Source organism: Enterococcus bulliens, assembly GCF_053761865.1.
Genome location: NZ_JBSMXK010000018.1, coordinates 26,402 through 43,202 on the forward strand (window position 1 = coordinate 26,402; position 16,801 = coordinate 43,202).

Annotated in this window: 14 protein-coding genes; 12 read left to right on the forward strand and 2 right to left on the reverse strand. The window is 39.6% G+C overall.

What is annotated here, in order from left to right:
• Nucleotides 1-109: 109 nt before the first annotated feature.
• From ACWOEC_RS09565 to pepF, 7 genes are all read left to right on the forward strand, one after another.
• A complete protein-coding gene (locus tag ACWOEC_RS09565; RefSeq protein ID WP_455307753.1) occupies nucleotides 110-754 on the forward strand; it encodes a lysophospholipid acyltransferase family protein in 645 nt (214 codons plus the stop codon).
• 95 nt (nucleotides 755-849) lie between these two features.
• Nucleotides 850-4,011: a DEAD/DEAH box helicase gene (locus ACWOEC_RS09570; RefSeq protein WP_455307755.1), complete on the forward strand. Its 3,162-nt coding sequence runs from the start codon at nucleotides 850-852 to the stop codon at nucleotides 4,009-4,011.
• Nucleotides 4,012-4,060: 49 nt separating this feature from the next.
• Complete coding sequence (locus ACWOEC_RS09575) at nucleotides 4,061-5,782, forward strand: ABC transporter ATP-binding protein (protein WP_455307757.1); 1,722 nt, start codon at nucleotides 4,061-4,063, stop codon at nucleotides 5,780-5,782.
• Nucleotides 5,783-6,162: 380 nt separating this feature from the next.
• A complete protein-coding gene (spxA, locus tag ACWOEC_RS09580; RefSeq protein ID WP_455307759.1) occupies nucleotides 6,163-6,561 on the forward strand; it encodes a transcriptional regulator SpxA in 399 nt (132 codons plus the stop codon).
• Nucleotides 6,562-6,770: 209 nt separating this feature from the next.
• Entirely contained in the window at nucleotides 6,771-7,502 is a 732-nt protein-coding gene (locus ACWOEC_RS09585; protein WP_455307761.1) for an adaptor protein MecA, read from the forward strand.
• A gap of 69 nt (nucleotides 7,503-7,571) precedes the next feature.
• Entirely contained in the window at nucleotides 7,572-8,510 is a 939-nt protein-coding gene (locus tag ACWOEC_RS09590) for a competence protein CoiA (protein ID WP_455307763.1), read from the forward strand.
• A 96-nt stretch (nucleotides 8,511-8,606) separates the two neighbouring features.
• Nucleotides 8,607-10,418 carry an oligoendopeptidase F gene (gene pepF / locus ACWOEC_RS09595; RefSeq protein WP_455307765.1) on the forward strand — a complete coding sequence of 604 codons (1,812 nt, stop codon included), beginning with the start codon at nucleotides 8,607-8,609 and terminating at the stop codon, nucleotides 10,416-10,418.
• A 23-nt stretch (nucleotides 10,419-10,441) separates the two neighbouring features.
• Here pepF and ACWOEC_RS09600 read toward each other — a convergent pair whose 3' ends face one another.
• On the reverse strand, nucleotides 10,442-11,023 hold the full coding sequence (locus ACWOEC_RS09600) for a CYTH domain-containing protein (protein WP_455307766.1): 582 nt from the start codon (nucleotides 11,021-11,023) through the stop codon (nucleotides 10,442-10,444).
• Nucleotides 11,024-11,172: 149 nt separating this feature from the next.
• Between ACWOEC_RS09600 and ACWOEC_RS09605 the strand changes: the two genes are divergently transcribed.
• The 4 genes from ACWOEC_RS09605 to mgtE are packed head-to-tail and all read left to right on the forward strand — an operon-like array spanning nucleotide 11,173 to nucleotide 14,925.
• Nucleotides 11,173-11,874, forward strand: coding sequence for a GTP pyrophosphokinase (locus tag ACWOEC_RS09605; protein ID WP_455307768.1), 702 nt, complete (start codon nucleotides 11,173-11,175; stop codon nucleotides 11,872-11,874).
• On the forward strand, nucleotides 11,840-12,646 hold the full coding sequence (locus ACWOEC_RS09610; RefSeq protein ID WP_297076917.1) for an NAD kinase: 807 nt from the start codon (nucleotides 11,840-11,842) through the stop codon (nucleotides 12,644-12,646). Before ACWOEC_RS09605 ends, ACWOEC_RS09610 begins: the two co-directional genes overlap by 35 nt.
• Nucleotides 12,647-12,648: 2 nt before the next feature.
• Entirely contained in the window at nucleotides 12,649-13,545 is an 897-nt protein-coding gene (locus ACWOEC_RS09615; RefSeq protein WP_455307770.1) for an RluA family pseudouridine synthase, read from the forward strand.
• A 15-nt stretch (nucleotides 13,546-13,560) separates the two neighbouring features.
• Nucleotides 13,561-14,925: a magnesium transporter gene (mgtE, locus tag ACWOEC_RS09620; protein ID WP_455307772.1), complete on the forward strand. Its 1,365-nt coding sequence runs from the start codon at nucleotides 13,561-13,563 to the stop codon at nucleotides 14,923-14,925.
• 171 nt (nucleotides 14,926-15,096) lie between these two features.
• Here mgtE and ACWOEC_RS09625 read toward each other — a convergent pair whose 3' ends face one another.
• Nucleotides 15,097-15,726 carry a copper homeostasis protein CutC gene (locus ACWOEC_RS09625; RefSeq protein WP_455307774.1) on the reverse strand — a complete coding sequence of 210 codons (630 nt, stop codon included), beginning with the start codon at nucleotides 15,724-15,726 and terminating at the stop codon, nucleotides 15,097-15,099.
• A gap of 89 nt (nucleotides 15,727-15,815) precedes the next feature.
• Between ACWOEC_RS09625 and ACWOEC_RS09630 the strand changes: the two genes are divergently transcribed.
• A complete protein-coding gene (locus ACWOEC_RS09630) occupies nucleotides 15,816-16,661 on the forward strand; it encodes a methyltransferase domain-containing protein (RefSeq protein ID WP_455307776.1) in 846 nt (281 codons plus the stop codon).
• The last annotated feature ends 140 nt before the right edge of the window (nucleotides 16,662-16,801 follow it).

Consider the following 16,801-nt stretch of genomic DNA (forward strand, 5'->3'; position numbering starts at 1 on the left):
ATACGCTAGTCATTATAACGTGTTTTTTCTAAATAAGAAACGGTAAAAGTACTTGTCAAGTAGTCGAATTTCTTGCATACTATTTGTAGAAACGAGAAAGGAAATGCCCATGTTTTTTACATTTATGCGTGGAGTCGTGCGCTTTGTGTTTTTTATCATCAATGGCAATGCTCATTATGAGAATAAAGAGGCGCTCCCAAAAGAAGAAAATTATATTTTAGTTGCCCCGCACCGTACATGGTGGGATCCGTTGTATTTGGCGATGGCTGGACGTCCGAAAAAATTCGCCTTTATGGCAAAAGTCGAATTGTTCAAAAATCCTGTTTTGGCCTTTATCCTACGTCATGCGAATGCTTTTCCAGTCGATCGTAAAAAACCAGGACCAAGTGCGATCAAAACACCAGTTAAAATTTTGAAAAATACTGATTTAAGTTTGATCATGTTTCCTAGTGGAACAAGACATTCTACCGAATTAAAAGGTGGAATGACCTTGATTGCTAAAATGGCAAAAGTACGCGTTGTCCCTTGTGTTTATCAAGGACCATTGACGTTTAAAGAGTTATTTTTACGTAAACGCGTCACGGTTCGTTTTGGTGAGCCGATTGATTTGAGTGATATCAAAAAAGTAGATGAGCAAGGTTTGATGGAAGTCGAACGCCGTATCCAGCAAGCATTTGACGGGCTTGATCAAGCAATTGATCCAAATTTTGTATACAAAATCGAAGCACAAGAAAATAAAAAAGAGGAAGCCTAGTGATTTTTCACTGGGCTTTTTCTGTTTCTTTTAGGAATAGATGGTATAATATCAAGAGAATCTTTTTTAGATGGTAGACGAAAGGAGTAGTATGAATGAAGTGGAGTATTCCAGAACGAATCATTGCCAAGGGCAGAAAATACCTCGAAAATGATCGTGTCCTTTCTGTGACCCCTGATCCAGCGCAACAAGTTTGGCATGCTCAAGTCCTTGGTAGTGAATTGTACCAAGTCGATTTAGATGCGACTGCAAAAGAAGAGGACTTTTGTCAATGTCCTTATTGGGAAGAACACCATTATTGCAAACATACGGTTGCTGTGGAATTGTATTTGCGACAAGAAGGTAAGACTAGGCAGTTGCCTAAAGATGCCGCTCCGGTGACATTTTCGACTTCAGATATGTTTACAAACGGCTTAAGCCGTTTGCAAATCGAGGCTCCACAACCGCATCCACAATTGTCGATCGAAGTGTTGATTGAAGGGCTTGAGACCAATCCGTATCATGATGAGCTTGATGTTTTAGGTGTCAGTCTGAAAGTCGGCCTAGTGAATGAACGTCAGTATGTAGTCAAAAATATATTTAAATTTTTACAAGTCTTTATGGAAGAAAAAAGCTATGTTGCCAATAAAAAACACACCTTTGTCTTGGCACACCATGTATTTGATGAAGCAACAAGAAAGGTCTTGGCTTATTTTAATGAGCTGACACAAACGCAACAGTTGCTTGGTCAGATGGGGATTCAAGTCAAAGGAAAACTAGATAAAAAATACTTTTTATTACCAGTAGAACAGTTGCGCACAGTTCTTGAAATTTGTGAACCGATTACTTGTCTATTTCAAACTAAAGAAGCGACCACGTATGTACCTAAATTGGTTACTGGTGGCCGTCCGTTAGCCTTTTTTGTGACTAAAGAAACTGATCAGTTCGTTTTAGGGCTACACGATCGTTTTGACCAATTGTTTCAACACTATAACTTAGCTATCAAAGAACGGACGTGGTACATATTGACCCCGCGCCAGGTAACGGTCTATTTAGCTATGGATCAGTTAAGAAAACGTTTGGACGATGCTAAAGTCGTCTACAGCAAAGAAAAACTATCGGAGATGTTTCGTCAGATCGTACCTTTATTAGAAGAGATTGCCGAGGTAACGATTGCTCCTGAGGTCCATGAAATCGTGGCTGAATTTCCGTTACGGATTACGTATTTATTGAAAAAACGCAGACAAATGATCGACGCGAAGATCCATTTTACGTATGAGGATCGTTTGTTTTCAACAGATGAAGCAGAAAATACAGCAGTTGATGGATCAAAAGAAGTCTTACGTGATCTAAAGCGGGAACAACAAGCGCGTGATCGTATGAAGACTTTAGGATTTACACCAACTGAGACAGGATTTGAAAAACCGATCCCTCAAAAAGAAGCGTTATTCCGCTTTTTTGCTTCAGAAATTCCGTACTTACGTGAGATGGGTGATGTTCGTATGGGAAAAAAACTACGAGAATTGTATTTAGACGGTCGTTTCGTGACACCAGAAATCTCGGTCGATGAAGAGTCTTCTTGGTTAGCGGTAAAATTTGATGTCAGTGGCATCGGCGAGCATGAAGTCGACGCGGTCTTGAGAAGTTTGTTGCAACAAGATCAATTTTATACTTTAGAAAATGGTCAGATCGTCTCATTTGAAACAGAAGCGTTTGAAGAAACGGCACAAGTCTTACAACAGTTGCGTCAAGGGTTCAAATTAGAAGATGGTGTCGTTAAAATTCCTAAAAATCAAGGATTGCTATTAGAAGAAACACTAGGAGAAAAAGTCCAGTATGGTTCGTCTTTTAAACAAATGACACAAGACTTATTGCATCCTGAAACCTATGAAGTCGCGCTACCTGAAGGGTTAAATGCGACATTACGCGACTATCAAGTAACGGGTTTTCGTTGGTTGAAGATGCTAAGTCACTATCAATTTGGTGGGATCTTAGCTGATGAGATGGGACTTGGAAAAACGTTGCAGACGATTTGTTATTTGCTATCTGAAAAACAAACAAACGGCATCTTGCATACCTTGATCGTGGCTCCAGCCAGTTTGACGTATAACTGGTCACAAGAAATCAAACAATTTGCGCCAGATCTTTCAGTCATGGTCGTCAGTGGAACTAAAGAAGAACGCGAGCAACAACTCGCACAAAAAGCAGATATCTATATCACGTCATATGCAAGTATGCGTAGCGATATCGATCACTATCAAGAGGCAGCTCTAGATTATTTGATTTTAGACGAAGCGCAAATGGTCAAAAATAGTGGGACCAAAACAGCACAAGCGTTGCGATCTTTAAAGGTAACGCATCGCTTTGCCTTGAGTGGGACACCAATCGAGAATAATTTAGATGAACTATGGTCACTATTTCAAATGATCATGCCAGGATTTTTCCCAAATCGTGGCACCTATCGTCAATTGGCGACATCGGAAATCGCGCAAATGATCCAACCTTTTATTTTACGTCGGGATAAAACAAATGTGTTAAAAGATCTTCCAGAAAAAATCGAAACCAACTACTATAGCGGGCTGACCAATGAGCAAAAAACCATCTACTTGGCCTACTTGCGTCAAATGCAAGATGAGATCAACCAGATGGATTCTGCGACCTTTAAGAAAAATCGCATCAGTATCTTAGCTGGGTTAACGCGTTTGCGTCAAATTTGTTGTGATCCACGACTATTTGTTGAGGATTATACTGGTGGATCTGGTAAACTAGAGCAAGTCAAAGATCTATTGTTAGCAGCCAAAGAAAACAATCGGCGGGTATTGCTGTTTTCACAGTTTACGAGTATGCTGACGTTGATCGAACAAGCTTTAGATGAGATCGGGTTGTCTCACTTTTATTTACGTGGAAGTACACCACCAAAAGAACGGATCGAAATGGTCGATTCCTTTAATGAAGGAGAAGGCGATGTCTTCTTGATTTCATTAAAAGCTGGTGGAACCGGGCTGAACTTGACCGGTGCGGATACGGTCATTTTATATGATCTATGGTGGAATCCAGCAGTTGAAGAACAAGCAGCAGGTCGCGCGCATCGTATGGGACAAGAAAAAGTAGTCGAAGTATGGCGCATGATCGCAGAAGGTACGATCGAAGAACGAATGAATACGTTACAAAATGAAAAACGTGAACTCTTCCAAAAAGTCATCCAAGGAAATGAAACGCAGCTTCAACAAATGACGGAAGAAGATATTCGCTTGATTTTAAGTATCGGAGAAGAATAAATAGACCGCAGCTGAATCTAGCTGCGGTTTTCATTATAGGAGGAAACTAGTGTTTAGACGTTTTTTTAATTATTACAAACCATATCGTAAGTTATTTCTATTGGATTTTGGCTGTGCTGTATTGGCAGGATTACTGGAATTGACGTTTCCAGTTGCGGTAAACGTGGTGATCGATCGGATCATGCCGATGAATAATTTTCGGTATATTTTATTGGCCTGTTTAGGCTTATTACTCTTTTATTTGATCAATACCGCTTTACAATACATCGTCGTCTATTTTGGCCATAAGCTTGGAGTCAATATTGAAACTGATATGCGAAAAGAGTTGTTTACGCATTTACAAATGCAGTCGTTTACGTATTACGACAATCAAAAAACTGGAAAATTGATCAGTCGTTTGACAACGGATTTATTTGAAATATCAGAAGTTGCCCATCATGGACCTGAAGACATCTTTATCACGATTATGACAATGACTGGTGCGTTTTTCTTGATGTATCAAATGCATGCCGCACTTGCGATCGCGACGATCATTTTAGTTCCATTTATTATTTTTGCGCTCTATTTTTTCAATCAAAAAATGACACAAGTCAACACCGATATCTATGATACGATTGGTGAATTTAATTCTGGAGTAGAAGCGGCTGTAAGCGGTGTTCGAGTGACGCAATCATTTGCCAACGAACGCTTTGAAAATACACGATTCCAAGGATTGAGCGAACGCTATCGTCAAGCGAAAATCCGATTTTACCAAGTCATGGCCGTTAGTTCATCGTATAATTACTTATTTATTCGTTTGATCAACTTGTTTGCTTTACTTTTTGGTTCCTATTATACAATCAAAGGGGAATTGTTGACTGGACAATTTGTCAGCTTTATCTTACTAGCTAATGTATTTGTCCGTCCAATCGAAAAAATCAATACAATGATCGAAAGTTATCCAAAAGGGATCGCCGGATTTAAACGCTTCACTGAAGAGCTCGATCGTCCGATTGAAATCAAAGATCATCAGGATGCCAAACACTTAACGCACGTTATCGGAGATATCGTATATGATGACGTTCCATTTGCTTATGGAAATGCCCATCAAGTATTGAGTCATCTTTCACTAGAAATCAAAGCAGGAGAAACAGTTGCCTTTGTTGGACAAAGTGGATCAGGCAAAACCACATTATGTAATCTATTGCCGCGCTTTTACGAAGCGACTACTGGCCAGATCACCATCGATGGTCAAAATATCCAGTCGTTTACATTGGCTTCGTTACGCCAACATATCGGCACAGTCCAACAAGATGTCTTTTTATTTCCCGGAACGATTCGTGAGAATATCGCGTATGGAAAATTAGACGCAACAGAAGCGGAGATCTTAACAGCAGTGCGCCTTGCGCATTTAGAGCAAGTTATCGCACAAATGGATCAAGGCTTAGATACGATCATTGGTGAACGCGGTGTGAAACTATCTGGTGGGCAAAAGCAACGAGTGGCAATCGCACGGATGTTTTTAAAAAATCCACCGATCTTGATTTTAGACGAAGCAACTTCAGCGCTCGATACAGAAACCGAGCAAGTCATCCAAGAGTCACTTGATACTTTAGCCAAAGGCAGAACGACGATGATCATTGCCCATCGTTTGGCAACGGTCCAACATGCAGACCGAATCATCGTGGTTAGTCCAAATGGGATCATCGAACAAGGCAGCCATGAAGAATTGCTAGCAAATAAAGGTGCATATCAAAAATTATACGATGCGCAGTTTCGTTCGTTGGCCTAGACAACTTGTTTGACAGAATGGTTTAAAACATACTATTATAGAACACATATTCTAATTAGAATAAAATGAGCTCGTGAGAAATGTTACGAACTATTTCAAATTTTTTGGACTGAGCATAAAGGTAACGCTTTCTAAATGTATTTAAGTACACAAGTTATTTATGGATCTGTAAAAAAATTAAAAAATAATTTTGGTTCTTAACAAACTCTTAACCTTTGATTAAACCCGATACAATAACGTTTGCAGATAATTTTTATGTTCGTTATTTCCGAGTGTTCAAAAAAAATAGGTAGTATTCTATTGATTAATCTTGTATAATAAAACAATAAAGTGAAATGGCGAACTACTTCGTCATTTCCCAAAATAAAGGAGTGATTACGTTGTTGACACTTTATACTTCCCCAAGTTGTACGTCATGCAGAAAAGCTCGGGCTTGGTTGCAAGAACACGAAATTCCTTTTGTTGAACGGAACATTTTTTCTGAACCGTTAACGAGTCATGAATTGCAAGCGATTTTGCAAATGACTGAAGACGGAACTGAAGAGATCATCTCTACTCGTTCGAAGGTCTTTCAAAAATTGAACATGGATCTTGATGAGCTTCCATTAAACGAGCTTCTAACACTAGTCCAAGAAAATCCAGGATTGCTTAGAAGACCGATTATGGTCGATGAGAAACGTTTGCAAGTAGGATTCAATGAAGATGAAATTCGTCGTTTCTTGCCGCGTGATGTACGCCAATTGGAATTGCGTCAAGCGCAATTGATGGCAGGTTTGTAAAAGTTGAAAATGGGCAAGTGACTCGTCACTTGCCTTTTTCGTACCCTAATGACAAAGACGAATAACAATTGTCAAGAAATTAAAACAAAACCACAATTCGTACTCGAAATATGAGAGGAATTACTTTACATTTGTGGTGGTTTCGGTAGAATAAAGTTAACGATACGCGTGTATCAAAGAAGGAATACGTAAAGTGAGGTGTGGCTAACATGGAAATGGAGCATATTAACGAAAATACCATACGGGTATTGATTAAAAGCGAAGATTTAGCTGCTAGAGGATTCACTTTTTTAGATTTGTTAGGCAATCAAAAAGAAATTGAAAGTTTTTTCTATAGTATTTTAGAAGAAGTCGATATTGATGATGAGTTTAAAGGAAGCGAAGCCGTAACGTTCCAAGTCTTACCTAAAGGTGATGGCTTAGAATTGTTCATTAGTAAAAGTCTCCCACAAGACGCAGTAGAAGGATTTGAAGATTTCTCAAAAGAAGACGCAGAAGCTGAATGGTGGGAAAGCGATGATAATATCGATACGACCAAAGCGTTTGAAGAATTATCAGATGATGAAATCAAAAAAATCTTTAGCGAAAAATTAGATAACGAAGAAGGCAAGGTGGACAAAAGTAAATTGCCTAAAGAACATAAACCAGTTGTAATCGAGTTTGCAAATTTTGAACTTGCGATTTGGCTTGCCAATGAAGTAGCGATTGATGATATTTCGTCGACATTGTATTTGATGGATCATGTTTATTATCTTGTAGTAAAATTTGAAGATGAAGATCTATCCGAAAAAGCGATTCGCAACTACACAGCTCATTTAGGTGAGTTTGGTCGCAAAGTATCCATTACAAGTGATGTTTTAGCAGAACATGGTGAATTGATCATTGAAAATGATGCCATCGAAACATTGCGTACGCATTTTGCACCTGAAACAAAAAAATAACTCATAAAGACCGAATCTTTTTTGATTCGGTCTTTTTTTTGCGTATTTTTTTAGAAAAGGAGACTGCATATGTTACTTGCTCAAGTGGGAACGACATTATATTTGGCCAATCAAACATTAGATCGGACACTTTCCTATCATTGTCCGGTCTGTCAGACTAAAGTCATCTTAAAATTAGGGACGAAAATGATTCCACATTTTGCACATCAAACAAAAGCGACTTGTCCAGCTAGCGAGGGAGAGACTTACGAGCATTTGGCAGGGAAGTTATTATTGCAAACTTTTTTTCAACAATTTACTCTAGAGGTCTATTTACCTGATTTAAAACAACGACCGGATTTACTGTGGGAAGATCAAGTCATTGAATTTCAGTGTAGTCCGCTTAGCCACAAACGGTTTTTAGAACGTACGCATAATTATCTACTTCATGGGTATCAGCCGATTTGGATATTAGGCCAAGGACTGCACCCGACAAAAAGGTTGAGTCAACTACAACAGGCTTGTTTACGGTTTGATCCAAAATATGGCTTCTTCTTGTACGGGCTAGACGTCGCTTGTAAACAGTTTCTCATTTTTCGTTATCTTCATTGGTCCTATGAACAAGGACTGGCGTATCAACTAAATCAAATCAACTTAATTAGAAAAAAAGAACGAGCGTCAATAATCACTCATCAAACAAGACTAGTCACTTATCAAATATGGATCCAGCAACAATTAGCCTTTAAGCGCCGTGATCTAGTTTTATTACAACAAAAGTGCTATGCATATGGTAGCCATTTAGCTTATTTAGAGTCTTGGATGTATAACGCTAGTGAATTTGGTATTTTATTTAGTCATCGTTTGCTTTATTATCGGTTGTTATTTAGGATGAGTGATTCATTTTTAGCGTTTCGTCAAAAAATGATGGACGAACTCGCGCTGTGGCCCTATCCGTTTTTAGATCGAGAGAATATCGTGCATGCACTGTTTGATGAGTGTGTGCAGTTGGCTAAAAAGACTTTTCCATGACGTCTGTTCTTTCTTGTGCTAAAATGAGAGTATTCTGTTATTGATGAGAGTATCTATCATTTTACAGAACAAGAGCGAAAAAAAGGAGTGGACTAGATGTCAGAAACAACACAATTACCAACGAGAGAAAGTGTACCAGAACATGCAACGTGGGATTTGACTTCGATTTTTGCGGATGATCAAGCATTTGAAGAGGCCTATGCGGTCGTTCAAGAAGAAGTGAAGGCTGCAGACTCTTATAAAGGAACTTTAGGCGATGGCGCCACTGCTTTTTTAGACGCCTTGACATATGTATTAACGATTTCTAGGAAACTAGAAACATTATATGTGTACAGCCATTTAAAAAATGACCAAGATACGACAAACACGACGTATCAGGCATTATACGCTCGCGCGAGCAGTTTAGCTTCACAAGTTTCAGCAAGCTTATCTTGGTTTGAACCGGAAGTCTTGTCCTTGTCAGATGAGACACTAGAGCGTTATTTTACTGAAGAAACACAACTTGTGCATTATCGCCATTACATCGAAACCTTGGTTGCTGCGCGCGCGCATGTATTGCCAGCTGATCAAGAGGCACTATTAGCAGGTGCGGGTGAGATTTTTGGTTCTCCAGGAACGATTTTTTCAGTATTAAATAATGCTGATTTAGAATTTCCAACGATCAAAGATGAAAATGGTCAGGAGATCCAACTCTCACATGGTGTTTATGGTCAGTTGATGGAAAATACTAACCGTCAAGTACGTGAAGATGCATTTAAAGGACTATATGAAGTCTACGGTCAATTTAAACACACGTTTGCTTCAACCCTTAGCACCAATATCAAAGCACATAATTTCAAAGCACAAGCACGTCACTATGAAAGTGCACGTCAAGCGGCATTGAGCAACAATCATGTGCCAGAAGCGGTATATGACACATTAGTCGATGTCGTCAATCAAAACTTGCCGTTGTTGCATCGTTATATGGAATTACGCAAACGCTTATTAGCGGTCGATGAATTGCATATGTATGATGTCTATACGCCTTTATTAGGTGAAGCGCCGATCACGTATACGTACGAACAAGCTGTTGAAAAAGCGATCGAAGCGTTAGCACCGATGGGTGAAGAGTATCTAGCGGTCGTAAAAGAAGCGTTCTCTTCTCGTTGGATCGACGTGATCGAAAACAAAGGCAAGCGCAGTGGGGCTTATTCTTCTGGCGCTTACGATACAAAACCTTATATTTTGATGAATTGGCATGATACACTAGATCAACTATTTACCTTAGTTCATGAAATGGGGCACAGTGTGCATAGCTATTTCACTCGTACGAATCAAGAGTATGTCTATGGGGATTATCCGATTTTCCTAGCCGAGATCGCTTCCACTACAAACGAGAATCTGTTGACAGAGTACTTGTTAAAAACGGAAACAGATCCAAAGGTCCGTGCATATGTATTAAACCATTATCTAGATGGTTTTAAAGGGACCGTTTTCCGTCAAACGCAATTTGCGGAATTCGAGCATTTTATGCACCAAGAAGATGCAAAAGGAACACCACTAACGGCTGACTTTTTAAGTGAAAGTTATGGTGAATTAAACCATAAATATTATGGTGATGCATTAGCACACGATCCAGAGATCCGTTTAGAGTGGTCGCGTATTCCACATTTTTACTATAATTATTATGTCTTCCAATATGCAACTGGTTTTTCAGCTGCTGCGACGCTAGCAGAAAAAATCTTGCATGATGGACCACAAGCCTTAAAAAATTATTTAACCTATCTAAAAGCAGGTTCAAGTGATTATCCAGTCGATGTTATGAAAAAAGCGGGTGTGGATATGACACAAGCAGCTTATATCGAAAATGCCTTTACGGTATTTGAAAAACGATTAGATGAATTAGAAGCATTGATCGAAACATTATAAAAAAGAGATGTGACAGAAGTCTGTCACATCTCTTTTTGGCGTTCGGCTAAGGCACGTTTGATCTTGTTTTGTACGGGGTGATACGAAAGATTTAACGTAGCTAAAAAGTTTTGGAAATACTCTGTTGTGGCTTGTGAAGGAGTAACTTCTAATTCCAATTCGTAGTCGTGGCCTGTTTTTCCATAGGTACTTTCATCTAGTGCAAGCAATCCTTCAGGTAGTTTTAGTTCATGTCTAGTAGTATTTAGGTCAGCAAAGCACGTTACACTTGCAGGATCGATGCCAAATTCACTAATCTTTTGAGCTACTTTGCCGTCTAGTTTGATTCGATCATCTTTAAGTAATGCTTTGGCTTCAGCTAGTTGCAGGGTATCGGTCGTTTCTAGTAAGCCTAGTGGCTGAGGTGACTTTAACGTCAGTTCAGCGTATGTAGTAAATAGGCGAATCCTTAGACCGCATTCTTGCTCTTTTAATTGGAAATCCGGCGTGTCAAAGTAATAGTTGGTTTGTTGGTAGACCTTAGCGTTAACAAAGTGTTCCAGTAGACGTTCAAAGTCGGATTTCGTCAATAATGTTTTGAATTCGATTTCAAGTTGTTCACTCATCTTCTTCACTCCTCTTTCCTTAGTTTTACTGTATCTGAGTAAACGTGTCAATCGCTAAAAAAACTGAAAATTAGACTCTGAATGCTAAAGGTTTATTAAAAACTGTGATAAGATAAGCTTGTATGTTATTTTAGAAATGAGGGATACTGATGCAACCGGATTGGGAAGAATTCTTAGCACCGTATGAACAAACGGTTTCTGAATTAAAAGTAAAACTACGTGGGATCAGAAAACAATTTCGTGAACAAAAGCGCCACGTACCGATTGAATTTGTGACTGGAAGAGTAAAACCAGTAGATAGTATCTTAGGGAAAAGTCGCTTGCGTAATATTCCACTCGATCGTTTGGAAACGGAAATGTCTGATATTGCGGGTCTTAGAATCATGTGTCAGTTTGTAGAAGATATCCATCAAGTAGTCCAACTGATTCGTAACCGTAAAGACATGACTGTCGTAATCGAGCGTGATTATATTACCAATCAAAAAGCTAGTGGTTATCGTTCTTACCATTTGGTGATCGAATATCCAGTACAGTTAGTCACTGGAGAAAAACGGATTTATGCGGAAATCCAGATTCGAACATTAGCGATGAATTTTTGGGCAACGATCGAGCACTCATTAAACTATAAATATCAAGGCGTTTTTCCAGAAGAGATTGGTGAACGACTGCGCCGAGCAGCGGAAGCGGCGTATCAATTAGATGAAGAAATGTCGAATATTAGAGAAGAGATTCAAGAAGCACAACATTTATTTACTAGAGGGAAAGGGTCTAAAGAACAGCATGCGCGTGCTTTAGACCAAGGAAAGGAAGAACACGATGGAGAAAGTGAAGATCGCGATCATCCACAATAAAACACCATTATCATTAAAAGTAATGAGTGAATTGAGTCAAAAACTGATTGCCTCAGGACATGAGATCAATCAAAATGAACCAGAGCTAGTGATCTCAGTTGGTGGAGATGGAACGCTTCTTTCAGCCTTTCATTTATTCAATCATAAATTAGATCAAGTCCGTTTTTTAGGCGTACACACAGGGCATTTAGGATTTTATACAGATTGGCGCGATTATGAATTAGATGAACTCGTTGCGTCATTGAACACCAAACAAGAAGCAAGTGTTCGATATCCGTTACTTGATGTGCGTATTACATATCGTAACGGCAAGGAACCCAAGCACTTTTTATCGTTAAATGAGTCGACGATCAAGCGGAATGATTCAACGATGGTGGCAGATATTTATATCAAAGATGAATTTTTCGAACGTTTTCGTGGAGATGGGTTGTCGATTGCCACGCCAACTGGTTCGACAGCGTATAACAAAAGTATCGGTGGCGCAGTCTTGCACCCTCGCATCAATGCCATCCAATTAACAGAGATCGCCTCACTAAATAACCGCGTGTTTCGTACACTCGGCTCGCCAATGGTTATTGGTAGTCATGAGTGGATCGAAGTTCGGTTGCAAGAAAGTGATGAATGTGTGATTACGATCGATCAGTTTCGTTTGCAACAAGATGAGATCGATTCGATTTATTATAAAATCGCTGATGAGCATATTCAATTTGCTTCTTATCGTCATACGCATTTTTGGCGCCGTGTGCGTGATGCGTTTATTGGGGAGTCGTAATCATGCGTTTTGAGTATGTATTTAAAAAAAGCGAACCACAGCAAATCAAATATTTTTTAAAAGAGCAAGGAATCTCCAAAGGACTACTTGCGAAAATCAAATTTCAAGGTGGTCAGATTCTAGTCAATGATCATATCGAAAATGTCTTGTATTTTCTTCAAGAACACGATATAGTGACGGTTGTTATCCCTGATGAAAAAGAACACGAGACATTACTCGCAGACGATACTCCTTTAGATATCGTATTTGAAGATGAGCACCTTTTGATCGTCAATAAGCCAAGTAATGTGTCGTCGATACCAGCGCAATACCATCCAAATCAAACAATGGCCAATCGCGTGAAAGGATACTATAAGCGAAAAGGGTATCGCAACCAAGTCGTTCATGTCGTGACACGTTTAGATCGAGACACGACGGGGCTGATGTTGTTTGCTAAGCATGGTTTTGCCCATGCGAAACTGGATGTTCAATTGCGTGAAAAAACATTAAATAAGCATTATCAAGCGCTCGTTTGTGGGAATCTGGCGCGTTTAAAAGAACATGAACAAATCATAGCGCCGATCGGACGAGATATGCGTTCGATTTTAAAGCGTGAAGTAAGAGAAGATGGCCAGTATGCCTTTACCGAATACTGGCGCCAACAACAGACGTCTAGTTGTGCATTGGTCGATATTAAATTGCACACCGGGCGCACCCACCAGATTCGAGTGCACTTCGAATCGATCGGCTGTCCTTTGGTGGGGGATGATATGTATGGGGGACGTATGGATTTAAGTGTGAAGCGACAAGCATTGCATTGTTACCATTTAGCATTTACACACCCTTTCACACACGAGCCGCTGTCTTTTTATCAGACACTTCCTGAGGACATGAATACATTGATTCAGGCGACTTTTTAAGCGAGGTGAGAGAGATTGGATGAAACACAAGAATTAGAAGAACGTTTTGCACAATTAAGAGAGGATTTAGCACATAATCGTCTGCAGGAATTTCGGGAACAATTTTTGGAGCTGCATATTTATGAACAAAGCCAGTTTTATCTGTCTCTTGACGATGCTGAACGTGCCTTAGTCTATGCCTATTTGTCTCCTAAAGAACTAGCAGATATGTTTGATGTTCTAGAAGAAGATAAAGATGAAATGAAAGAATTCTTAGCCGAGATGCGTCCAAGCTACGCAGCGGAGATGTTGGCTGATATGTATACCGATAACGCTGTCGATCTATTAAATACGTTATCCAAACAGCAAAAAGCACAATATTTAACTTTAATGGAAACCGAAGCGGCTACTGAAATCAAAGACTTACTTCATTATGAAGACGACACTGCTGGATCGATTATGACGACAGAGTATGTGTCGATCGTAGCCAATCAAACAGTACGTTCTGCGATGTATGTGTTAAAATCAGAAGCTGCTGTAGCGGAGACGATCTATTATATCTATGTGATCGACCAAGAAGAACGTTTGGTCGGCGTAATTTCCTTACGTGATTTGATCATTCATGATGATGATCAAATGATCGAAGAGATCATGAGCGAGCGTGTGATATCTGTCCATGTCGGTGACGATCAAGAAGACGTTGCGCAAACATTCCGAGATTACGATTTTCTAGCGTTACCTGTAACGGATTACGACGATCATTTATTAGGGATCGTTACAGTCGATGATATTATTGACGTTATTGATGACGAAGCTGCCAGTGACTATTCTGGTTTAGCTGGGGTCAATGTGGAAGAAATTAGCGAAAATCCTATCAAATCAGCCAATCGCCGCTTGCCATGGTTGATTACGCTGTTATTTTTAGGAATGGCGACGGCAACATTGATCAGCCATTATGAACAACTAGTTAGTAAAGCAAGTATTTTAGCTGTGTTTATCTCATTGATCACTGGAACTGCAGGAAATGCCGGTACACAGTCACTGGCCGTGGCGGTACGCCGCTTGGCGATGAGTGACAATAAAGATGTCGGGATCATGAAAACGATCATTGGGGAATTGATTACGGGCTTATTTACCGGTTTGATCACCGGTGTGACGATTTTTTTGATCGTGGCGATTTGGAAGGGCAATCCGATTTTAGGATTTGTGATCGGTATGGCGATGATGTGTGCCATTATGGTTGCGAATCTGGCAGGAAGTTTGATTCCGATGTTAATGGATAAATTAGGATTTGATCCGGCCGTTGCCAGTGGGCCATTTATTACGACGCTTAGTGATTTGACGAGCGTATTGATCTATTTTAATATTGCGAGTATTTTTATGAGTTATTTTTTAAATTAAAGCCAAAGAATCTGTACTAAAAAAACAGCCCTAAAAATAAGCCGAATCATTCCGATAATAGTTGCGTCTATTTCGGTAATGACTCGGCTTGTTTTTGAAAGTGGCTATTTTTTACATGTTATTTAATCGCTTGCTAGTGGGTGAGGTAGAAGTCTATCACACCCACTTTTTTTAAACGATTCTGGTACCGTGGACTTCTGTCGCACCAGTTTTTGTGCAAACTGCTTGGGCATTAGTGCTACGAACGCCACCACCGACGACAAAAGTAATACGTCCATCGGCATAAGCGATCCACTCGCTGATCTTAGTTAAATGCTCTTCGATCGGCGTATCTAATGGACCGCCATGCACTAAGATGCGGTCAACTTGATGGGCGACGAGCCAATCGATCGCTGCTTTTTTACGAGTTTCTTCGATTGCATCAAACGCCATATGAAAGGTCACTTGTAGGCCATCAGCAACGTCTAATAATAATTCCATCGCTTCTTCATCGATCCAATTGCTAGGTGTTAAGCAACCAAATACCACGCCATCAACCCCTAGTTTTTTGGCTTCAATCAAATCAGTATGCATGATTTTTAATTCTGTATCGTTATAGATAAAATCACCACCGCGAGGTCGGATCATGACCATCAATGGAATCGATTTTTCAGAAGTATAGGCAAAAGACTCTTCTAAGACCCCTGTACTAGGTGTTGTCCCACCTACTGCGAGATTATCGCATAGTTCGATACGATTGGCTCCATTGTGGATGGCTTGTGGGATATTGGTAAAATTTTCGGCACAAAATTCTTTGATCATAAAAGATCCTCCTTAAAGTTAGTCTTCCGTCTAGCATTTTAGCACAATTTTATGCTAAAGTAGTCAAAGAAGAAAGCCGAGGGAAGTCTATGTTAAAAAAAATTGATCGCGCGAAATTATTTTTACAACGTGAAGCCGCACGTTTTCGTTGTCCGCATTGTCATGAGTGCATGAAAACTAGTGAGAGCGGTCTTGTCTGTCAAAATGGGCATCGTTATGATGTTTCGAAAAAAGGGACGATGCATTTTTTGATGCGTCCGATCGTTAGCGACTATGACCAACAGCTATTTGAAGCAAGAGGACGGATGATTCGCTGTGGGATGTATCAACCTTTACTGACATATTTGACACAAAAATTAGACCAAACTGCGGTATTGGATATCGGATGTGGTGAGGGAAGTTTTCTTTCTTTATTGACACAACAAGCAGATATTCAAGTAGGGATTGGTTTTGATATCGCCAAAGAGGGAGTAAATCTGGCAACGAATCAAGCAAGTGATACTTTTTGGTGTACAGCGGATTTAACCAATCTACCGTTTGCAGATCATAGTTTTACCACGTTACTCAACATTTTTTCACCGTCCAATTATCAAGAATTTGACCGTGTGCTGCAAACTGGGGGACAATTGATCAAGGTCGTGCCAGGTGCTGATTATCTAAAAGAATTGCGTCGTGCTTTTTATCCCGAAGATCAAAAAAAGCAACAGTATTCAAACGAACGCGTTGTCGAAAAGTTCAGCGAAGCCTTTCAGACATATGAAAAGCAACAGTTGACCTATATATTTGAGATTCCTAAAGCACAACAGCTAGATCTATTAGAGATGTCGCCATTGGAGTGGGGAGCATCCTCAGAGCGCAAAAAAGCCTTGATGAATCAACCCTTAACACGGATTACGGTTGATTTAGAAATTTTAATTGGAAAAAAGAGCAAATAATTTCTATTTTTTTGGCTCTTTGTCAAATGATGTTGGTGAAGAGAAATCTTAGAATTATTGGAGATCAAGAGGATTATTTCCTCTTGATCTTTTTTAGTTTAAAAGCAATGCACTACCGTGACGAATCATGATACGCAACT